Below are 21,443 nucleotides of genomic sequence, written 5' to 3' on the forward strand. Positions count from 1 at the left end.
CGCGATGAACGACACCTCCTTCTCCGGCGCCCGGGCCGGCGCACGCCCACCGCAGGAGACAGGTCTGCCCTTCCCCGTCTCACGGCACACCGACCCGGTCAGCGTGCACACCGGCGCCCGCGCCACAGTGCGTCACCTGGTGCCCGGGGACGACGGACGTCCCGCCCTCAACCCGGACACCGGTCGTCCCCTGGTCAGTGACGTCATCGGCGTCCTGCGGTCGCTCGACCCGTTGACCGTGGAGGACGCCGCGGGCGAGCTGCACCGTATCCCGGTGCGTGCCGTGGTGGTGCTCAAGACCCTGCACGCGAGGCCGGTGCGCACCAGTGACATCCGGGCTGTCGAGACCGCCACCGCACGGGCCTTCCCGGGTCTGGAGCACCGCGACTTCGGTGGCTGGCTGGCCCGCGCCGGCGACGGGATCACCGAACGGTCCAATTCCGCGGTCCCGCTCGGCCCCGGGGCCGGAACCACTCCGGTCCCGCTGGAGGAGATCCACGCGTTCTACCGCTCCCACAACCTCCCGACCCGCCTGCTGCTGCCCGACCGGATCAGCCGACCCGCGGAGCCGCTGCTCACCGTCCCCGGGGCACAGCGCGGTCCGGAGATCAGCGTGATGACCCGCAGGTTGGGTACCGGCGCCACCGGCTCCACTACCCTCCCGGCTGTCCCGGAGCCGCCCGTCGAACTCGCCGGACGCCTGGACCTGCGCGTCGACGACCAGCCCGACGAGGCCTGGCTGCAGCTCTACCACTTCCGTGGTGAGCCACTGCCGGAGCACGCCCTGCGGCTGCTCGCCGCCCGGCTCGACGGTGCCCTGGGCTTCGCCCGGCTCACCGTCGACGGAGAGACCGTCGCCGTCACCCGGGGCACCGTCACCGAGGGTGGCGGACGCCAGTTCCTGGGCTACTCCGCGGTCGAGGTCTCACCCGCATGGCGCCGACGTGGTCTCGGTACCCTGCTCGGCACCGCGATGCTGCACTGGGGAGCGGCACAGGGCGCGACGGAAAGCTACCTCCAGGTCATCGCGACGAACCTCGCCGGACGTGGCCTCTACCACGGCCTGGGGTTTTCCGAGCACCACCGGCACCGTTGCGTCCTCATTCCCGATACTGTGTAGGGCATGCGTGTCGCCACCTGGAACATCAACTCCGTGCGCACCCGGGAAGCCCGGGTACGTGACTTCCTCTCCCGCTCCGACGTTGACGTCCTGTGCCTCCAGGAGACGAAGTGCACCGACGCACAGTTCCCTGATTTCTCCGACACCGGCTACGAGCAGGCCCACCACGGACTCGGCTCCTTCAACGGAGTCGCCGTACTCTCCCGCACCGGCATCGACGAGGTGACCACGGACTTCGGTCAGCCCGGTTTCGACAAGGATCCGGCCGCCCCACAGGAGCAGGAGGCCCGGGCCCTCGGCGTGACCTGTGGCGGGGTGCGGGTGTGGAGCCTGTACGTGCCCAACGGCCGGGAGATCTCCGACCGGCACTACACCTACAAGCTCGACTTCCTCGATGCCCTGGCGTCCTATGCGGAGCAGGAGCACCGGCCGACGGTGGTCACCGGTGACTTCAACATCACCCCCACCGACGACGATGTCTGGGACCCCTCGTTCTTCGTCGGCAAGACCCATGTCACCCCGCGGGAGCGTGCCGCCCTGCGGCACCTGGAGGACGCCGGCCTGACCGAGGCGACCGCCCCGTTGCGCGGCCGGTACTCCTACTGGGACTACCAGGCGATGCGCTTCCAGCGCGGCCAGGGGATCCGCATCGACCTGCAGTACTGCCGTGGAATCACACCGGCTGACGACCCGGAGCCCTGGGTCGACGTCGATGAGCGCCGCGGTAAGGGTGCCTCCGACCACGCTCCCGTCATCGTGGCCTACGCACCGGTCGAGGGCTGACATGGGGGTCTGGGACGCCTTCCGGTCCGCCTGGAACTTCATGACCCCGGACTGGTTCGGAATGTCGCTCCTCCACACCGTGAGCGGCGGTCTGGTCTGGTGGGCGTGGATACTCCTCGGGCTGGACCTCGTCGTGAAGATCATCGCCGTCGGCTATGTGCCGTCGCAGCGCAAGCCGTCGAGCGCGATGGCCTGGCTGCTGGCGATCTTCCTGCTGCCGTTCATCGGTATCGCCCTGTTCATGCTCATCGGGTCACCGTACATCAACCGTCGACGGCACAAGATCCAGAACTCCGCCAATGAGATGCTGCGGACCATCAGCCGCGATGAGCCGGACGTCCCGGAGGGTTACACCCTCACACCGGAACTGCGCAGCCTGGTGTCCCTGAACCGACAGCTCACCGCCATGCCCGCGACGACGGGCACGGTGGTTGCGGTCCACTCCGACTACGAAGGATCGATCACCCGGATGGCGGAGGCGGTGGACACCGCACAGGACTACGTCAACGTCCAGATCTATATCACCGCCTGGGACGACACGACAGACGTCTTCTTCCGCTCCCTGGAACGGGCGGTGAAGCGGGGGGTCACCGTGCGGTACATGTTCGACCATGTCGGCAGCTGGAAGTACCCCGGCTACCGGACACTCGGCAAGCGGCTCGACGAGATCGGGGTGAAGTGGCTGGTCATGCTTCCCCTGCAGCCCTGGCGCTGGAGATTCCGCCGGCCTGACCTGCGCAACCACCGGAAGCTCCTGGTCATCGACGGCCACACCGGATTCATGGGCAGCCAGAACATGATCGACTCCTCCTACCTCATGAAGGGGAATATCAGGGAAGGGCGCCACTGGATCGACAATATGGCGGAGATGACCGGCCCGGTGGTCGCCCTGCTGAACTCGGTCTTCGCCGTGGACTGGTTCACCGAATGTGGTGAGGAACTGCCGCTGCTCACCCCCTCGGAGTCCACCGAGTGGCTGTCCAGCCGGCCCGACATGCTGCAGATCATCCCCTCCGGTCCCGGATTCACCACCGAACCGAACCTGCGCCTGTTCACCTCGATCGTCCACCACGCGAAAAAGTCGCTGGTCCTGGTGAGCCCCTACTTCATCCCGGACGAGTCACTGCTCGAGGCGATCACCACCGCCGCCTACCGGGGTGTGAAGGTCGAACTGTTCGTCTCGGAGAAGGCCGACCAGCCTCTCATCGAGCACGCCCAGTCCTCCTATTACGCGGAACTGCTCCGGGCCGGGGTCCGTATCCGCCGGTTCCCGTACCCGGCGGTCCTCCACTCGAAGTTCATGATCGCCGACCACGAGGTCGTGTGCACCGGCTCCTCGAACATGGACATGAGGTCCTTCGGACTGAACTACGAAATCACCCTGATGTCGGCGGAGGGGTCCCTGCTGGAGAAGATGACCGCTCTGGCCGGCGAATACCGCGAGGCCTGCACAGAACTCACCTCAGAGGAGTGGGACACGCGGGCGAGGAGCCGCCGCTACATCGATAACGTGGCCCGTCTGACCTCTGCGCTCCAGTAAGTGCTTTACAATGGGGTCATCCGCTTTTGGCTGTGCAATGACCTGCAACCCGGAAAGAGCACCTGACAAGGAGTCCCACCATGACCAACGAGACTGTCGACGACATCTACGAAGCGTCCCGGGAACAGATCCGCGGCCATCGTGCAGCAGAGATCCTGCCCGATGTCGACGTCACCGAGATCGCCTCCGCCGTCTACGACTTCCTCTCGGCCCTGCGACGGCTGATGGACCGCCCCAACCAGAAGCTGGCCATCTCCCAGTCCGAGATCGAGGTGCTGCAGTTCGTCTCCCAGCACCCAGGCTGCGGCGTCTCCGACATCGCCCGCCTCCGCTTCCTCCGGGCATCGAACGTCTCGGCGACGGTCCGTCGGCTCATCAACTCGGGCCTGGTCCTGCGTCGTGCCAACGACCAGGACCGCCGCGCGCAGGACCTCTTCCTCTCGGAGGAGGGCATCGAGATGCTGAACTCCGTCACCGACGAGTGGGCACTGCTCATCTCCCGCGCCGCCACCCGCATGGACGGCCGGGACCTGGCCAAGCTGCGCCGCGGTGTTCCCGCCCTGCGCAACCTGTCCATCGCCGCGGAGAGCCTCATCGAGGACATCCAGCGGCAGAGGTAGGACCGGTAGGACGCAGCCCCTCGTCAGCCGCGCCGCCCCACAACCCCGGAGGCGGCTGCGACGAGCGCACAGACGACCATGACCACCGCCATGGTCAGCAGGCCGTCCTCCCCCAGTCCCACCAGCGGCGAGACGATTCCCGCCGTGATGAACTGACCCGCACCCAGCAGGGCGGACCCGGCCCCGGCGCGTCCCCGCGACAGATCCATCGCCAGCGCCGTCGTATTGCCCATGTTCAGGGCCGTGCCGACTGTCAGCAGCGCGGTGCACACGATCACCGCGGGCAGTGACGGTGCGACCAGAGCAACGGTGAGCAGGGACACCGCGCCGACGACGAGCAGGATGTGCCCCGTCCGCTGCAGTGTCGCCGGTCCGAAGTGACCGACGATCCGGGCGTTCACCAGGTTGGTCACCACCATCGCCACCGCATTGCCGGCGAAGACGAGACTGAAGGCCCCGGCAGACAGCCCCAGCTGGTCCTGCATGACAAAGGACGAGCCGGACACGAAGCTGAAGAAGACACCGAAGCCCACGGCGAAGGCCGTGAGGTGGCCGACGAAGGGGCGGATCCGGAACAACCCGCCCATCCGCCGGTAGACATCACCCAGGGAGCCGGTGGCCCGGTTCTCGGTGCGGAGGGTCTCCGGCAGGGACACCGCGACGAACAACTCGAGGACGCCCACCGCGGCCAGCACCCAGAAGACACTGTGCCAGCCGGCGACGCCCGCGACGGCACCGCCGACGACCGGTGCAAGGATCGGCGCGACCGCGGTGAAGACCATCATCGTGGACAGTGCCTTGGCCGCCGCCGCGCCGGAGGCCCGGTCGGCGATCATCGACCGCCCGAGCATGACGCAGGTACCGCCGGCGGCGCCCTGGAAGAACCGGGCGACGGTGAACAGTCCGATGCCGGGGGCGAGAGCACAGGCGACAGAGGCCACCAACCACACGACCGATGCGGTGATCAGCATGCGGTGGCGTCCCACCCGGTCGGACAGCGGCCCCATGACGAGCTGCCCGAGGGCCATACCGACCATGAATCCGGTGATCGTCAGCTGGGTGACGGAATCAGTGACCCCGAACTCGTCGGAGATCTCCGGGAGGCTCGGCAGGTACATGTCCGTGCCGAACGGCCCCGCCGTGGACAGCAGAGCGATGCCGAGGAGCATCCCCAACGGCAGTGCCGGGCGGGTGGGACGGGCGGCCGGGGTATCGGGTGTGGGATGAGATGTCACAGCAGTTCAGACTACCGGCCGGTCACGGTACTCACACGACCGCTCAGACGTCGCGGCGACGCAGGACGACCACTCCGGCGACGTAGATGGCCACCGCCCAGACCACGAAGTAGATCACCGAACCACCGATGCCCCACGGGGCGTCATCGAGGGCGCTCTGGTAGATACCTGCGTTGAGGTTCTTGAACGGCAGGTAGGGGGTGACCCAGTCACCGACCTTCGGGATCATGCCGACCAGGTCCTCGAGCAGCAGCGCCCACAGCAGCAGCAGGGCCACCGCCCCGGCGGTGCGGCGCAGCATGTACCCCACGCCGACCGAGATCATGACGATGAGGACAGCCGCCAGGGTCATCAGCAGGACGACGCTCCAGGCACCGTCTGCGGACATCGAGAGTCCTTCGGTCAGTGACGTGTCGTCCAACTGGGCATCCGCCATCAGCTTGGTGAGCCCGATGCTGACGATGCTCATCACGAAGAAGACGATGGCCGAGATGACGCCGTAGACGATCACCTTGGCGGCCGGCATCTGCCAGCGCTTCGGTGCGGCCAGCGCCGCCAGCTTCGCGGTACCGTTGCCGTACTCGCCGGTGACGAGGATGACCGCCTGGATGATGACGATCATGATGCCGAACAGCCCCAGACCTGAGACACCGTTCGAGGCATCGAAGAGGTCGGCCGGGTCGCCGAGCGAGGCGATGGTCTCGGCGTCCTGGTCGTCCAGGGCCTGCTGGAAGGCGTACCCGTTGGCGAAGCCCATGAGCATCGCCCACCCGATCCCGAAAAGGACGATCAGGGCAGTGGTCCAGTAGAAACTCTTCGTCGAGCGCAGCTTGATCCACTCGGCGTTGATGGTGTCGAGCAGCATCAGTTCGCCCTTCCCTGGTTGACGTCCCGGACGATGCCGGGAAGATCCGTGATACCGGGCAGCTGCTGCCCGACCGTTCCGGCGTCCTGCCCGGGATCGGGGACGCCCCCGGTCTGGTAGTCCACGGCGTGGCCGGTCATCTGCATGAAGGCGTCCTCCAGGGACGCCCGGCGCTCCGAGAGTTCCAGCAGCATGAGTCCGTAGGAGAAGGCGATGCGGCCGATGTCGTCCGGTGAGGTGCCGCGGACGACGAGAATGGCCCGGTCGTCGTCGTCGGTGGACCGCTCAGTCTCGATCCCTTCGTCACCGAGAGCCTTCTCCAGCTGGTCGAGATGCTCCGAACGCACCACGGTGGTGGACTCCGAGGAGTTCCTGATGAAGTCGTGCGTGGTGGTGTCCGCGACGAGACGACCCCGGCCGATGACCACGAGCCGGTCCGCGGTGAGCGACATCTCCGACAGCAGGTGGGAACTGATGAGCACGGTCCGGCCCTCTGCCGCCAGGGAACGGACGAAGTCGCGCACCCAGCGGATACCCTCCGGGTCCAGACCGTTGACCGGCTCATCGAGAATGAGCGTGTCCGGGTCGCCGAGCAGCGCGGCCGCCAGGCCGAGACGCTGCCCCATGCCGAGGGAGAACTTGCCGGCCTTGCGTCCTGCCACATGGGACAGCCCGACGAGGTCGAGGACCTCGTCAACCCTCTTCCGGGGAATCCCGTTGGCCGCGGCCATCCACTTCAGGTGGTTCGCCGCGCTGCGGTTGGGGTGAACCCACTTGGCGTCCAGCAGGGTGCCGACCCTGGTCAGGGGGCGGTCCAGGTCGCGGTACAATTTGCCGTCGACGGTCGCGGAGCCCGCGGTCGGTTCGTCAAGACCTGTGATCATCCGCATGGTGGTGGACTTACCGGCGCCGTTCGGGCCCAGGAATCCGGTGACGATCCCGGACTCCACCGTGAAGGACAGGTCCTCCACGGCCGTCGCGGGACCGTACCTCTTGGTCAGTGACTGAACTTCGATCATGGCAACTATGGTGCCATACCACTCAGGATGACATCGGTCAGTATCATCGGTCCCATGTCCGCGCCGGAGAAGGCGACGACCGGTCCGTCGCCTGTGCAACTCACCACCGACACCCCCGAGGGGGCGACGGGGCCGGGTGCCCCACGTCGCGACACCGACCGGTGGATGGACGAGGAGCTGTTCCGCGAGAGTCCCCGCCGGATCCACATCTTCACCCCCCTCGTCGAAGCACCGCGCCGCTTCGCCCGCTTCGTATCCACCACTCCGGGTCTGCTCACCGTGGTCTCCGTGGTGCTGGTCCTGGCGATTCTCGCGGCCGGCGGTGCGATGGCCGGCTCCTCCGGCAACCGGCAGGGCGAACTCAACACCCTGGTCAACCGGTCTGAGCCGGTGGCCTTCGCCGCCCAGGAACTCTTCAACTCCCTGTCGGTGGCAGACTCGGTCGCCGCCACGAGTTTCCTGTCGGACTCCTCCCGGACCGCCGACACGCAGGAGTCCTACCGGGAGGCGCTGGACACGGCGTCCCGCGCGGTCGTCCGGGCGGCCAACGGGATCGACGACCCGTCCAGCCGGGAGATGGAGCTGATCCTGGAGATCCAGGAGAAACTCCCGACCTATGTCAGCCAGGTGACCGAGGCCGGGGCGAACAACCGGCAGGGCTACCCGCTGGGGGCGGCGTACATCACCCAGGCGTCCGCGATGATGCAGGACGAACTGCTGCCCGCCGCCTCCGAGCTCTACGACCGGACAAGTTCCTCGGTCGTCGACCAGCAGCACAAACTGACCCGGCCCAGCTGGTTCGCCCTCTCCGGACTGCTGGCCGCGGTGTGCCTGCTGTTCGTCGCGCAGTTCTGGCTGGCGGCGTGGTCCAACCGCAGGATCAGTGCGGGGTACGCCACCGCCACGGTGCTCATGACGGTCGCGCTGATCTGGGCCTCCGCGTCCGCCCTGACGACCTGGCAGGACGGCCCGCGTGGAGTGGCCGGTACCTCCCAGCCCCTGCAGACCCTCACCTCACTGCGGATCGGGGTCCAGCAGACGCGGTCCACCGAGGTCCTCGGTCTGGTCCAGCGTGACTACACGACTGACAACCAGACCGACTTCACCGACCGGATCGCCGGTATCGACGCCCGGTTGGAGGAACTGCGTGGGGTCACCGACGGCAAGGAGAGCCGGGAACGGATCGACGCTGCCAGGGAGTCCCTCCGTACCTGGGACAGCGCCCACGCGAACATGGTCTCCCTGGTCCGGCAGGGCAACTACACCGACGCCGTGCAGGCGGCCGTCGGGAGTGGCGACGACAGCGTCAGTGAGAGTTTCTCGGCCCTCGACCAGGACCTCGAGATTCTCATCGACGACTCACGTGACCAGCTCCGCGACTACCTCTCCGACGCCGGACGGGCGGCCAGCCGGGTGAACCTCCTGGTCTTCGTGCTGTCACTGCTGTCCATCCTCTGCGTCGTCCAGGGCACGCGCCCCCGGCTCCAGGAGTACCTGTGATGATATTCCGCTCCCGCACCAGGGTCATTCCGGTCACCGCCGTCCTCCTGATTTCCGCCGTGGTACTGGCGTCCTGCTCCAGCGGCGACGGGCTCCAACAGTGGCCCGACCCCGCCGACCCACAGGTCCCGCTGCCCGCAGGAGCGGTGTTCAGCGATGGTGGGGACACCGGCGACGTCCAGGACGACGGCGGCGCCCCCTTCGGGTCGCTGCGCCCGGGGGACGCCACCCCGGAGCAGCGTGTCCCCGACATCATCGACCGGGGACGCCTGATCGTCGGCGTCTCGCAGTCGATGAACCAACTGGGATTCCGGGACCCGGTGACCGGGGAGATGGCCGGCTTCGAGGTCGACATCGCCCATGAGATCGCCCGCGACATCTTCGGAGACCCCGACCGGGTGGACTTCCGCTACATCGAGGGTGACGGCCGGGATGAGGCGTTGCGAGACGGTGACGTCGACATCGTCATCCGTTCGATGACGGTCACCCGACTGCGCCAGATGAACGTCGAGTTCTCCATCCCCTATCTCACGGTCAACCCGCGGCTGCTGGTCAACCGGAACTCCGGGATCGCCTCCGAGGAGGATCTCGCGGACAAGACGGTGTGTGCGACGACGAGATCCACCAGCGCCCAGTCACTGACCAGCAGCATCGACCACAACAGGCTACTGCTCACGGAGACCTGGCCGGACTGCCTCATGGCGATGCAGCACGGACAGGTGGACGCGATCTACTCGGATTCGGCCGTTCTCTCGGGCCTGCTCGCCCAGGACCCGAACACCGAACTGGTGGGTATGAGTGACCACACGGACCACTACGCCGTCGCGACGGCGCCGCCGACCATCCGGAACACCGCCGGCCTGGTCAGGCAGGTCAACACCACCCTGGAACGGCTCCGTTCCGACGGCACCTGGAACCGGCTCCACGGACAGTGGCTGGCCCCGTACACCGGGGCAGGGTCCCAGCCGGAGGCGGTGTACCGCACCGACGAGGAGTCGACCGAGCTACGGAATCTGCGGCGGGAGGCTGAAGCAGCTGAGACATCTGAGGCGTCCGGCGCCTCAACCACCGCGGCAGCCGCACCGACCACCGCGGCCGACGACGAGGGCGACGACGAGGGCGAAAGGAGCTGACCGTGGACGACAGCACGCGCGACGAGCAGGAGAAGGCCCGGGAGCAGGCACAGGACCGGGCACAGGAGAAGGGCACCGAGGCGACCTTCTTCGACCCCTTCGCCGACGATGACGACGAACCGGAGATCGACCTCGCCGACCTGCTCGGCACCCCGGACCCCGCGTCCTCCGCCGGGGACGCCGGTGAAGACTCCGCCGCGACCTCCGCCACCCCCTTCAACCCGTTCGCCGACGATGACGAAGTCTCCGGTCCCGGTGCCGCAGGTGACGGTTTCTCCGGGCAGGACGCCGGCGAACGCAGCCGGCGGGAGGCTCTCTCGACCTTCCGGCAGCGTCGCGGCACCTCGCGCGCCGGTGCCGACATCGCCGGTGGCATGGTCCGCCTCCCGTTCCTGCCGCCGACCGATCCGGTCACCGCCGTGATCGACCCGGCCGAGGAGATCGCCAAGGGCACCGAACCGCCGACACTGAACCCCGGGGACATCGTCGCCGGCCAGTACGAGGTCATCGGCACCATCGCCCACGGTGGTATGGGCTGGATCTACCTGGCACTGGACCACAACGTGTCCGACCGCTGGGTGGTGCTCAAGGGCATGATGGCCACCGTCACGAAGCAGGAACAGGCCGTTGCAGAATCCGAACGCGCCTTCCTCGCCGACATCACCCACCCCGGGATCGTGAAGATCTTCAACTTCATCGACGACGCCCGCAGCCCCGGCGGATTCATCGTCATGGAGTACGTCGGTGGGCCGTCGCTGCGTGACCGGCGTCGACTGCAGCCGGACAACACCCTCGACGTCGACATCGCCATCGGCTACGTCCTGTCCGTCCTCCCCGCGCTGGAGTACCTGCACTCCCGCGGCGTGGTGTACAACGATCTCAAGCCGGACAACATCATCGTCACCGAGGACCAGGTCAAGCTCATCGACCTGGGCGCGGTGACCGGCATCGGAGCCTACGGGCACATCTTCGGGACCAGGGGATTCCAGGCCCCCGAGATGGCACGCACCGGGCCGACCGTCGCCAGTGACATCTACACCGTCGGCCGTACCCTGGCGAGCCTCGTGGTCAAGCTCCCGGTCACCGACGGCGTGTACGACCCCGGCCTCCCCTCCCCCGACAACGAGCCGATGTTCCGGCGGTACCTCTCCCTCTACCGGCTGCTGCTGCGCGCCACCGACGAGGATCCGGACGTGCGTTTCTCCTCGGTGCGCAGTCTGCGTGACCAGCTGGTCGGCGTCCTGCGGGAGGTGCTGGCCATCCGGGACGGACGTCAGTTCCCGCACTCGGCCACCCGGTTCACCGCCCAGCGTTCCACGTTCGGTACGAACCACCAGCTGTTCCGCACCGATCAACTGCTCGACGGTATCGAACGGTCGGTGGAGATCACCGCCCCGGAGGTCGTCGCCGCCCTGCCGATCCCGCTGACCGACCCGAATGACCCGGGCGCCTCGCTGCTCTCCGCCGCGAGTCTCACCGAGCCCGGCGAAATCATCGACACGCTGTCCTCGGCGATGGACCAGCCCGGGTTCGAGAATTCCCGCGAGATTCCCCTGACCATGGTCCGCGCCCAGCTTGACCTGGGCATGACCGCCGAGGCGGAGGCACGGCTGCGGGACATGGACACCACACTGCGCCGCGACTGGCGCCACCAGTGGCTGTCCGGGGTGTGCGCCCTGCTCACCGGCGATTTCGTCGCCGCACAGCGGTACTTCAACACGGTGCTGAACATTCTGCCCGGTGAGCCGGCGCCGAAGCTGGCGCTCGCCGCGACCGACGAACTGCTCCTGCAGGAGCAGGGGGTGAACACCATCGGGCTGTTGGACACCGGGATCCGACGGTCCGCCATGGCGCTGACCTACCAGCAGGGGCTGAACCTTGACGAGGAGGCCGTCGTCCCGGGATGGACGCACCTCACCCAGGACCCGGTGGCACTGCGGTTCCACGCCCTGCGGCTCTACGGCCTGGTGTGGTCGACGAACCCGACAACGGTCTCCTCCGCCTTCGGCATGGCCCGGCAACTGCAGGCGGAGGGGATGGTCGACCCTGCGGTCGCCACACTCGACAAGGTGCCGGCGAACTCCCGGCACCACGAGATCGCCCGGATGACGACGGTCCTGATGTTCATCACCGACCGTGCGGACCTCAGCGAGTCCCGGATCCGTCGTGCCGGACGTCGCCTCGACCTGCTGCCCACGACCGAGCCACGGATCCCCCAGCTGCGCATCGCGGTACTCTCCGCGGCGCTCGACTGGCTGCGCGACCGTGAGGAGGCCGGTGACCCGGTCCATATCGGTCCCGGGCAGCTCTTCGACGTGGATTTCACCGAGCGTGGTCTGCGGGCGGGCCTGGAGCGTGGGCTGAGGGAACTGGCCCGTCAGTCACCGTTCGCACGGCACCGGTTCCGGCTGGTGGACATGGCGAACCGGATCCGGCCACGGACCTGGTTCTGATCTGTCGATGCCCGACCGCTCATCACTCCCTCTGGCCCCGTGTTCTGGTCCCTGGTGCGGGATATCGCACCTCGAGATCACTTACCGATGGTAAGCATAGAGGTCAGATTTCACCCCACGCTGATGCAGGTGCGATATCCCACACTGCTTCACCCCCTGACCTGTTGACCCCGCCTGTCAGCTCCGACCTCCGAGCCTCCTCCGGCAGACTTCCACCCCGCCATCCACTGTCTCAGCAAGCAGGTCCGGATCAGCCAGATGCCCCTGGGTAATTCGCAGGACATGCCACTCCAGGTTCGTCAACTGCGTGTTCACCTTCGAATCCCGGTCGCGACGTTCAAGACCGAGGTGCGCCGCACCGTCATACTGCAGTGCCAGCCGGAGCACCGGATCTCCGAGGTCAAGACGTGCGACGATCTTCGGCCCCCGACGGCGTGCCGACCATTCGGCCGACGTCAGACGTCGACGTCTCCCCCACTGTTCACCACCGGTGTGGACCGGATCTGCGACCGAGCCGTCAGCCCGGACAACCAGCTGAGGTATCAGCCCCCCTGTTCCCTCCAGCCCCGCCACCGCAAGACGCATCACCGTCTCCATCGGCGATTCCCCACCCTGGTCAGCATGTCTCGCCAACCTGCGGAGCAGACGTGCATCCACCAGACCGCGGCATGCGGCAGCCAGGTCACCTGGAGGAACACCGAAGAGTGCCGAGAACATGTCAAGCACCTGGATCACCTGGAGGTCACGGGTCGACCATCCTGCCACCGGCAGCACTTTCCAGCGGTGCTCATCCCGGAGCACCGACTGCAGACAGTGTGCGACAGTCAGGACCGGCGGAGTGACCGTGTGGTTCCGGCACCGCGCATCCACCGACACCGCAGATACTTCAGCGACAAGCCCCTCCCTCCGTTGCCTCGTCACCTGGTCAGATTGTGGTCGCGAGACGACGGCGCCCGCCCGACAGGACGCAGGTGTCCGCATCGTCACAGAAGTAGGGCGCACCCCAGGCCGACCCTGCACTCCACGCGGCACCGGTCCAGTCCGGGCGCAGATCCAGGATGCGACGCAACCGGGTCAGGGCATCAACCCGGTAGGCGAGTTGACGGGGATGGTGCGCCGCCCCGGTGATGACGAGGGCTTCGGGCCGGACACTCTGCGTCGGCACCCACAACCCGTCGACCTCCGTGTAGAGATCGCCCAATGCTCCTTCGCTGAGCTCCGCCACGACCTCGTCCCGAGTGCCCGGCCGGTGCGCATTATGGACCCCGGCCGGCGGACGCCAGTGTCGGGCGATCCCCTTGTCTATAGCGTCACCTGCATACGGCATATGCCCCTCCCCCTCCCGGATCCCCCGACCCGGACGTGATATATCTGTCCCTGAATCACCGAGTGTGGCACAGCGTGGCGGAATATCGCACCCGGATTCAACTTTCATCTGGTAAGTGTCCAGGTGAGACCGACGCCATCAGCCGATGAGGTGCGATATTCCGCACCGACGGTGCCGTGGAAGAACGCCCCGTCAAGCGGTAGATCAGTTGTCCGCGAGCTCGGCGGCGGCCCGCGCGATGGCGAGCTCTTCGTTGGTCGGGACCACGAGAACCTTGACGGTGGAATCCTCGGTGGAGATGACCCGGGCCCCCTTGACGCCTGCCTCATTGTTGTTCAGCGCATCGTCGATCCTGATGCCGAAGTTCTCCAGGCCTGCCATGGTGTCGCGGCGGATACCGACGTGGTTCTCACCGACACCCGCGGTGAAAGAGATCGCGTCGAGGCGACCGAGCTCCAGCATGTAGGAACCGACATACTGGCGGACGCGGTGGACGTAGATGTCGTACGCCTCCTGGGCGTCCTGCTCCCCCTCGTTGATGAGCTCCTGGAGCAGGCGGAAGTCGTTGACCCCGCACAGGCCCTTGAGACCGGAACGACGGTTGAGCAGGGTGTCGATCTCGTCGATGCTCATCTTCGCCTCACGGGCGAGGTGGAAGATGACCGAGGGGTCGATGTCACCGGTACGGGTACCCATGACCAGACCTGCCAGCGGGGTGAGGCCCATGGAGGTGTCAATGGCTTTGCCGCCACGGATGGCGGAGGTCGAGGCACCGTTGCCCAGGTGGAGGGTGATCTGGTTGACGTCCTCGGCGGCCTTGCCGATGAGGGCGGGGACCTGCTCGGAGACGTACTGGTGGCTCGTGCCGTGGGCACCGTACCGGCGGATGTGGTACTGGTCGGCGATGTCGCGGTTGATGGCGTAGCGGGCCGCGGACTCCGGCAGGGAGTGGAAGAACGCGGTATCGAAGACGGCGACGTGGGGGACGTCCGGCAGCAGGGACTGGGCGTTCTCGATGCCGTCGAGGTTCGCCGGGTTGTGCAGCGGCGCCAGCGGGATCATGCCCCGGATCTCGTTCTTCACGGATTCGTCGATGATGACCGGCTCGTTGAAGACCGAGCCCCCCTGGACGACGCGGTGTCCGACAGCGTGGACGTCGAGGTCCTGCGGTCCCACGCCCAGCATGGACATCATGCCGAAGGCGCGCTCCAGACCGACGGAGTGGCTCAGGATCGGACGGCGGTCCTCGATGGTGTTGTTCTCGGTCACGATGCGGATGTGACCGCGGGACTCACCGATCTGCTCGACGAGACCGGAGAGGAAGGGCACGTCGGGGTTCTCCGCCTGCAGGTCGAGGACCTGGAACTTGATCGAGGAGGAACCGGAGTTGAGGACCAGAATGTGCTGCGTCATGGCTGTGTATGCTCTTTCGGTTAGTTGCCGGCCTGGATGGCGGTGATGGCGACGGTGTTCACGATGTCCGGGACGGTGGCTCCGCGGGACAGGTCGTTGACGGGCTTGTTCAGCCCCTGGAGGATCGGGCCGACGGCCAGTGCGTCAGCGGTGCGCTGGACCGCCTTGTAGGTGATGTTTCCGCTGTTGAGGTCAGGGAAGACGAAGACGGTGGCCTTACCGGCGACATCGGAGCCGGGCAGCTTCTTCTGGCCCACCGACTCGACGACGGCGGCGTCGAACTGCAGCGGGCCGTCCACGCTGAGGTCCCCCGAGGACTCGCGGGCGATGGTCACAGCCTCGGCGACCGCCTCGACGTCCTCACCGGCGCCGGAGGACCCGGTGGAGAAGGACAGCATGGCGACCTTCGGGTCGATGCCGAACTGCGCGGCGGTCTTCGCGGACACCACGGCGATCTCGGCGAGCTGTGCCGGAGTGGGGTTCGGGTTGACCGCGCAGTCACCGAACGCCCAGAGGACGCCGTCCATGACCATGAGGAAGATCGAGGAGACGATGGACGCCTCGGGCACGGTCTTGATGATCTGGAAGCTGGGCTTGATGGTGTGCGCGGTGGTGTGCGCGGCACCGGAGACCATGCCGTCGGCCAGGCCGAGGTGGATCATCATCGTCGCGTAGTAGCTGATGTCCTTCATGGTCTCGCGGGCCTCGTCGAGGGAGACCCCCTTTGCCTTGCGTAGCTCGGCGAACTCCTCGGCGAAACGCTCGAGGTCGTCGCCCTCGGTCGGGTCGGTGAGCGTGGCACCGGAAATGTCGAGGCCGAGTTCGTGGGCACGGGCGGCCATGGCGGGCGGGTCACCCAGGATGGTCAGTTCACAGACCTTCTTCTCGAGCAGCTGGTGGGCTGCGGTGAGGATGCGGTCGTCATCACCTTCAGGAAGCACGATGTGCGCCTTGGCGGCACGGGCCTGGATGATGAGGTTGCGCTCGAAGACCTCCGGTCCGATGACCGGGGTGGACGCCTCGGCTTCGTCGACCTTGTCGAGGGCGAGGAACGGGACGGCGGTACCTTCCGCCTCCAGGGCGGAGGAACCGTGGGTGCCGTCCATCACGGCGATACCACGGGGCGCACGACCGACACGCACCAGCTGTCCGGCGACCTGCTGCAACTGGAGGTGGTCCTGTTCACCCGCGGCGACGAGGAACTGGGGGACGCCGACGGCGGCGGCGAGGCGGGAGTCGAACATCGGCTCGCCGGTACCGACGAGGACCCCGTCACGGTCTCCGAGTGCGACATCGAGTGCCTCGCTGAAGTCCGGGGCCGAGGGACGCAGTGTGTCGAAGATGTCGGTGACATCTCCGACATCGGGGCCGTGGCCGGCGGAGAGCGTGCTGATGAGCTCTCCCCGACGCCCGGCTGCGGTGGCGATCGGACTGAGCACTGCGCGGACTGTCACTGAAATCTCCTGGAGTCGTCTACTGCTGTGGTGCGGTCTACATGAACGTTACTATTGTGCACGGAACCACAGTCGGTGACCAACGCCACAGGAGTGGGAGGAACCACACCCCCTCTAACCTGTGGTAAAAGCTCCCGGAGCGGGGGCACCCGCGTTGTCCACAGGTCCACTCTCCGCCGCGTCCTCCGCCTGCCTGACGGCCCGTCGGCGCAGCAGCACACGGGTCAGGACCACGGCGACGACCACCACGACAACGGTGACGATCGCGGCACCGCCCCAGCCGAGGGCGTTGATGACGCGCACCCCGTTGAGCACGATGAGCAGTGCGCCCACGACCGCGCCCAGGACGTCGGGGTTGATGACCGTCACCACCCAGGCGGCGATGGGCGCACCGATCAGTCCGCCGATGAGCAGTCCAAGCACCGGCTGCCAGGACCCGTGGACCTGCTCCAGGCCGAAGATGAATCCGAGGGACGCAGACACCGCGACGAGGAACTCGGCGGTGTTCACGGTGCCGATGATCTTGCGGGGCTCACGACGTCCGACACTGAGCAGTGTCGACGTGGTGACCGGGCCCCAGCCGCCGCCGCCGGTCGCGTCGAGGAAACCGCCGCCGAGTCCGAGGGCGGCCAGACCGAACCTGCCACGGGCGGCCGGTGGGTGAGGCGTGCCGGCGCCGTCGGCGAACTCGGAGCGCTGCCGCCGCTTCCAGGGCAGCGCAACGCTGCGTACCAGCACATAGGCACCCAGCAACAGCAGGATGGTGGAGACCACCGGCTCGGCAGACTCGGTCGACAGACCCGACAGCACCGTCGCACCGGCAAAGGCGCCGACCGCACCGGGGACTCCGAGGAAGAGCACGGTCGGCCAATGGACGTTGTTGAGCTTCCAGTGGGCGAGCCCGGAGAAAAGCGTCGTCCCGACCTCGGCGAAGTGCACCGCGGCGCTGGCCTGGGCGGGGGCCGCGCCGGAGAGGATCAGCGCGGTGGTGGCGGTGATGCCGAAGGCCATGCCGAGGGCACCGTCGACAAGCTGGGCGAGCAGCCCGGCCACGGCGAAGAGCAGGAGCTTCATCCGGCGTTCCTTTCTCGGGCCCGGTGGGCGGTCAGTGGGGCGACAGCGGTGTCCAGGGGGACGCCGGTGGTGACGGACAGGTTGTCCGGCAGTGAGGAAAGGACGTCAACGGCGGCGTCCCACAGTGTTCCGGGCGAGATGAACAACGGTGCGACATGTACCGGTCCGGTGGCGCGGCGTACCGCGTCCACCAGAGCGTCCACGCCCCCAGAGGGGCCGGTGGCGGTGACGAGTTCGGCGGTGATGCCGGCCCGACCACCGCTGTCGATGGCGAGGTCGGCGACCGTCTCATTCGCCCCGGACACCGAGGACCCCACGGAGTAGAGGACAAGGTGCCCGGTGCCGGGCGGGATGCGGGACGCCAGCAGCTCCGCCACATCCGCACCGGTTCCGATTCCTTCGGCCAGGGTGAATGCCACGCCGGTGGCCGCGGTCGCTTCGGCGAGAGCCTCGGGGACATCGTGGCGCATGTGGAAGGCGCGGGTGAACAGCAGTGGGACGACGGTCGCCCGCCGGTACCCTTCTGCGGCGAGCAGATGGGCGACGGTGGTGAGCGTCAGAGGTGAGAAGTCCAGGTAGGAGGGCTGTGCCGGAGCTCCGGTGAGAGCGGAGACCGCATCGGCGATGCGGGCGACGGCGGCGTCCGCCTCCGGGTGCCTGGACCCGTGTGCGAGGAGAACGACCGGCGTCACCATGTGCGGTACCTGGTCCTGTGCCTAGTCGACCGAGGTGACCAGACCGGCGGTGAGGGTGTCACCGTCGCCCGGGCTGATCAGCAGGAAGGAACCCACCCGTCCGCCGCGGCGGTAGGACTCGACCGGCAGCGGCTCGGCCACGGTGACGCGGACCTCGGCGATGTCGTTGAGCTCGAGCTGGGTGCCGAGGTCGCCCCGGGCCTCATCCTCATCGAGGATGTGGACGCGGCGGATGATCTCGTCGACGCGGGCCCGGACGGTGGCGGTGCCGTAGCGGAGCAGGACATTGCCGCGCACCCGGACCGGGGACTCGGCGAGCTGGAAGACCAGGGCCTTGAAGCTGTTGACCGCGGCCGGGATGGCGTCGGAGTCGGTGGCGGTGGCGATGAGGTCACCGCGGGCGATGTCGATGTCGTCGGCCAGGCGCAGGGTGACGGACTCGCCGCGGGCGGCGCTCTCCTGGGCTCCACCGGGACCGTCGATGCCGATGACGGTGCTGGCGCGTCCGCCGGCGCCACCGATGGTGACCTCGTCACCGACGGAGACGGAGCCGGAAGTCAGGCGACCGGCGTAGCCGCGGTAGTCGCTGGCGTGGTCGCGGATGACGACCTGGACCGGGAAACGCAGACCGCGCTCCGTGCCGGCGTTGATGCGGGCCGGCTGGGCAGTTTCGAGGATCTCGAGGACGGACGGGCCGTCGTACCAGGGGGTGTTCTCCGAACGGGTCACGACATTGTCGCCGAGCAGTGCGGAGGTCGGCACGATGTCGACCTTCGGCAGGTCCAGCTCGGTGGCCAGGGCCCTGACATCGGCGGAGATCCCGTCGAAGACCTCCTGGGAGAAGTCGACGGCGTCGATCTTGTTCACGGCGACGATGACGTGCGAGGTGCGCATCATCGCGGCGACGGTGAGGTGTCGCTTCGTCTGCTCGATGACGCCGTTGCGGGCGTCGATGAGCACGATGACCAGCTCAGAGGTGGACAGACCGGTGACGGTGTTCCGGGTGTACTGCACGTGCCCGGGGCAGTCCGCGAGGATGAAGGAACGCTTGTCGGTGGCGAAGTAGCGGTAGGCCACGTCGATGGTGATGCCCTGCTCACGCTCGGCACGCAGTCCGTCGACCAGCAGGGACAGGTCCGGGTTCTCCAGACCCTTGGCGGCCGAGACGCGCTGGACGGCCTCGAACTGGTCGGCGAGGATGGACTTCGTGTCGTGGAGCAGACGGCCGACGAAGGTTGACTTGCCGTCGTCGACTGAGCCGGCGGTGCACAGCCGCAGGGTGGGCAGAGCAGTGGTCACGGTGTCGTTCTCCAGGGTTGCGGCGGTCATCAGAAGTAGCCTTCCTTCTTGCGGTCCTCCATGGAGGACTCGGAGAGTTTGTCGTCGGCCCGGGTGGCGCCGCGTTCGGTGGTGGTGGAGGCCTTGATCTCCTCGATGACGTCGTCGATGGTGGCGGCGTCGGAGAGCACGGCACCGGTGCAGGACATGTCGCCCACGGTGCGGTAGCGCACGGTCTTCGTCTCGACCGTCTCACCCTCCTTCGGGCCGCCCCACTCACCGGCGGTCAGCCACATGCCACCACGGTTGAAGACCTCACGCTGGTGGGAGTAGTAGATCTCCGGGATCTCCACGTTGCGGGCCTTGATGTAGTCCCAGATGTCCGCCTCGGTCCAGTTGGAGATCGGGAAGACGCGGATGTTCTCGCCTGCCTGGTGGCGACCGTTGTAGAGGCCCCACAGCTCCGGACGCTGACGCCGCGGGTTCCAGCCGCCGAAAGAGTCGCGCACGGAGAAGACGCGCTCCTTGGCGCGGGCCTTCTCCTCGTCGCGGCGGGCACCGCCGAGCACGGCGTCGTAGCCACGGTTCTGGATCGTCTCGACGAGCGGGACGGTCTGCAGCGGGTTACGGGTGCCGTCGGGACGCTCCTGGACGGCGCCGGAGTCGATCCAGTCCTGGACGTGGGCGACGTGGAGGCTGATCCGCGGGTCGGCGGCGATGCGCTCGCGGAACTCGATGACCTCCGGGAAGTTGTGGCCGGTGTCGACGTGGATGAGCTCGAAGGGCACGGCGGCCGGGGCGAAGGCCCGCTTGGCGAGCTCGAGGACGACGACCGAGTCCTTGCCGGAGGAGAACAGCAGGCCCGGCTTGTCGAACTGGCCGGCGACCTCGCGGAGGATCTCCATGGCCTCCGCCTCGAGGCTCGCGAGGTGGGGGCTGAGCTGGCTGTCAGTGGTTTCAGTGGTTTCAGTGGTTTCAGTGGTTTCAGGCGTTGCAGTGGTCACAGGTGGAGTCCGCATTCTGTCTTGGTGGAACCGGCCCAGCGGCCGGAACGGGGATCTTCGCCGGGGGCGACGGGCAGGGTGCAGGTGGCGCAGCCGATCGAGGGGTACCCCTGCTTCGTCAGGGGGTGGATGATCAGGTCGTGGTCCTCGATGTAGTCCTCGACGTCCTGGTCGGTCCATGCCGCGATCGGGTTGATCTTCAGCCGGCCGGTGCGGTCGACGTCGAGGATCGGGGTGTCCTTACGCAGTTCGCTGTCGACCCGCTTCACACCGGAGATCCACGCCTCGTAGGGGTTGAGCATCCGGGCGAGCGGCTCGACCTTGCGCATCCGGCAGCAGGCGGTCGGGTTGGAACGGTAGAGGTTCGCCCCGTACTCCCGGTCCTGCTCCTCGACGGAGAGGACGGGCTCGACGGTCTTCAGCGGCAGGCTGTAGCGCTCATCGACCTCGCGGGCGACATCCATCGTCTCGTCGAAGTGGTAGCCGGTGTCCAGGAACACGAGTTCCGCGTCATGCACGCGGCCCTGGGCGAGCTCGGCGAGGACAGTGTCCTGCATGGACATGGTCACCGCGACGGTGCCGGTGACGTACTCGTTGACCCAGTCGAGGATCTCCTCAGCGCTCTTCCCGTCGAGCCGGTCATTCCATTCGTCGACCAGGGCCTGGTGGGCGGCACTCTGCTCGGCGGTGAGGTGGGTGGTGGTCGTGGGCGCGCCCGCGGGGCTGACCTCGGGGTCCCTCCGGGGCCGGTCAGGGGTGTCTGCGGCGGCGGTGCCGCCGAGCCCCACGAGACCGGTCAGCGTCGTGATGCCGGCACCTGCTCCCGTGTTCGTCATGGCTGTTCTTCCCTGCTCTTCTCTGGTGGTCTTCTCTGGCGCGACCGGCCCGTCGTCAACAGACCGGTCGGTCTAATGCTGCACCAGACTAGAC

Annotated in this window: 19 protein-coding genes; 7 read left to right on the plus strand and 12 right to left on the minus strand. The window is 67.4% G+C overall.

The window, feature by feature from the left end; translation table 11 throughout:
• The first annotated feature begins 4 nt into the window (after positions 1–4).
• From Q0A27_RS13775 to Q0A27_RS13790, 4 genes are all read left to right on the plus strand, one after another.
• Positions 5–1,120: a GNAT family N-acetyltransferase gene (locus Q0A27_RS13775; protein WP_291476280.1), complete on the plus strand. Its 1,116-nt coding sequence runs from the start codon at positions 5–7 to the stop codon at positions 1,118–1,120.
• Between the two features lie 3 nt (positions 1,121–1,123).
• On the plus strand, positions 1,124–1,903 hold the full coding sequence (locus tag Q0A27_RS13780; protein WP_291476282.1) for an exodeoxyribonuclease III: 780 nt from the start codon (positions 1,124–1,126) through the stop codon (positions 1,901–1,903).
• Positions 1,904–1,964: 61 nt separating this feature from the next.
• Complete coding sequence (gene cls, locus Q0A27_RS13785; RefSeq protein WP_291476332.1) at positions 1,965–3,443, plus strand: cardiolipin synthase; 1,479 nt, start codon at positions 1,965–1,967, stop codon at positions 3,441–3,443.
• Between the two features lie 80 nt (positions 3,444–3,523).
• On the plus strand, positions 3,524–4,063 hold the full coding sequence (locus Q0A27_RS13790) for a MarR family transcriptional regulator (RefSeq protein WP_291476283.1): 540 nt from the start codon (positions 3,524–3,526) through the stop codon (positions 4,061–4,063).
• 23 nt (positions 4,064–4,086) lie between these two features.
• Here Q0A27_RS13790 and Q0A27_RS13795 read toward each other — a convergent pair whose 3' ends face one another.
• Genes Q0A27_RS13795 through Q0A27_RS13805 form a run of 3 tightly spaced genes read right to left on the minus strand, consistent with a single transcriptional unit; the run spans position 4,087 to position 7,182 of the window.
• Positions 4,087–5,298: a Bcr/CflA family efflux MFS transporter gene (locus Q0A27_RS13795; RefSeq protein ID WP_291476284.1), complete on the minus strand. Its 1,212-nt coding sequence runs from the start codon at positions 5,296–5,298 to the stop codon at positions 4,087–4,089.
• A gap of 43 nt (positions 5,299–5,341) precedes the next feature.
• Positions 5,342–6,163 carry an ABC transporter permease gene (locus Q0A27_RS13800; protein ID WP_291476286.1) on the minus strand — a complete coding sequence of 274 codons (822 nt, stop codon included), beginning with the start codon at positions 6,161–6,163 and terminating at the stop codon, positions 5,342–5,344.
• Positions 6,163–7,182, minus strand: coding sequence for an ABC transporter ATP-binding protein (locus Q0A27_RS13805; protein WP_291476287.1), 1,020 nt, complete (start codon positions 7,180–7,182; stop codon positions 6,163–6,165). Before Q0A27_RS13805 ends, Q0A27_RS13800 begins: the two co-directional genes overlap by 1 nt.
• Positions 7,183–7,236: 54 nt before the next feature.
• On the opposite strand from Q0A27_RS13805, the gene Q0A27_RS13810 reads away from it, so the two are divergent.
• The 3 genes from Q0A27_RS13810 to Q0A27_RS13820 are packed head-to-tail and all read left to right on the plus strand — an operon-like array spanning position 7,237 to position 12,268.
• Entirely contained in the window at positions 7,237–8,682 is a 1,446-nt protein-coding gene (locus Q0A27_RS13810; protein WP_291476289.1) for an MCP four helix bundle domain-containing protein, read from the plus strand.
• Positions 8,682–9,815: a transporter substrate-binding domain-containing protein gene (locus Q0A27_RS13815; protein WP_291476291.1), complete on the plus strand. Its 1,134-nt coding sequence runs from the start codon at positions 8,682–8,684 to the stop codon at positions 9,813–9,815. The genes Q0A27_RS13810 and Q0A27_RS13815 overlap by 1 nt, the downstream gene beginning before the upstream one ends.
• A 2-nt stretch (positions 9,816–9,817) precedes the next feature.
• Positions 9,818–12,268 (plus strand): serine/threonine protein kinase, encoded by a 2,451-nt coding sequence (locus tag Q0A27_RS13820; protein ID WP_291476293.1) that lies wholly within the window; start codon positions 9,818–9,820, stop codon positions 12,266–12,268.
• Between the two features lie 177 nt (positions 12,269–12,445).
• Here Q0A27_RS13820 and Q0A27_RS13825 read toward each other — a convergent pair whose 3' ends face one another.
• From Q0A27_RS13825 to Q0A27_RS13865, 9 genes are all read right to left on the minus strand, one after another.
• Complete coding sequence (locus tag Q0A27_RS13825; protein ID WP_291476295.1) at positions 12,446–13,033, minus strand: hypothetical protein; 588 nt, start codon at positions 13,031–13,033, stop codon at positions 12,446–12,448.
• A 160-nt stretch (positions 13,034–13,193) separates the two neighbouring features.
• Positions 13,194–13,493 (minus strand): hypothetical protein, encoded by a 300-nt coding sequence (locus Q0A27_RS13830; RefSeq protein WP_291476297.1) that lies wholly within the window; start codon positions 13,491–13,493, stop codon positions 13,194–13,196.
• Positions 13,494–13,799: 306 nt separating this feature from the next.
• Positions 13,800–15,008 (minus strand): acetate kinase, encoded by a 1,209-nt coding sequence (locus tag Q0A27_RS13835; protein ID WP_291476299.1) that lies wholly within the window; start codon positions 15,006–15,008, stop codon positions 13,800–13,802.
• A 20-nt stretch (positions 15,009–15,028) separates the two neighbouring features.
• Positions 15,029–16,462 (minus strand): phosphate acetyltransferase, encoded by a 1,434-nt coding sequence (gene pta / locus Q0A27_RS13840; RefSeq protein ID WP_291476300.1) that lies wholly within the window; start codon positions 16,460–16,462, stop codon positions 15,029–15,031.
• Between the two features lie 114 nt (positions 16,463–16,576).
• On the minus strand, positions 16,577–17,536 hold the full coding sequence (locus Q0A27_RS13845; protein ID WP_291476301.1) for a sulfite exporter TauE/SafE family protein: 960 nt from the start codon (positions 17,534–17,536) through the stop codon (positions 16,577–16,579).
• Positions 17,533–18,231, minus strand: a complete 699-nt coding sequence (locus tag Q0A27_RS13850) for a sirohydrochlorin chelatase (protein ID WP_291476302.1) — start codon at positions 18,229–18,231, stop codon at positions 17,533–17,535. The genes Q0A27_RS13845 and Q0A27_RS13850 overlap by 4 nt, the downstream gene beginning before the upstream one ends.
• A 21-nt stretch (positions 18,232–18,252) precedes the next feature.
• Positions 18,253–19,560 carry a GTP-binding protein gene (locus tag Q0A27_RS13855; RefSeq protein ID WP_291476304.1) on the minus strand — a complete coding sequence of 436 codons (1,308 nt, stop codon included), beginning with the start codon at positions 19,558–19,560 and terminating at the stop codon, positions 18,253–18,255.
• Positions 19,560–20,513, minus strand: a complete 954-nt coding sequence (gene cysD / locus Q0A27_RS13860) for a sulfate adenylyltransferase subunit CysD (RefSeq protein ID WP_291476305.1) — start codon at positions 20,511–20,513, stop codon at positions 19,560–19,562. The genes Q0A27_RS13855 and cysD overlap by 1 nt, the downstream gene beginning before the upstream one ends.
• On the minus strand, positions 20,510–21,349 hold the full coding sequence (locus Q0A27_RS13865; protein WP_291476307.1) for a phosphoadenylyl-sulfate reductase: 840 nt from the start codon (positions 21,347–21,349) through the stop codon (positions 20,510–20,512). Before Q0A27_RS13865 ends, cysD begins: the two co-directional genes overlap by 4 nt.
• Between the last annotated feature and the right edge of the window lie 94 nt (positions 21,350–21,443).

This window comes from Corynebacterium sp., assembly GCF_022712275.1.
Classification (GTDB): domain Bacteria; phylum Actinomycetota; class Actinomycetes; order Mycobacteriales; family Mycobacteriaceae; genus Corynebacterium.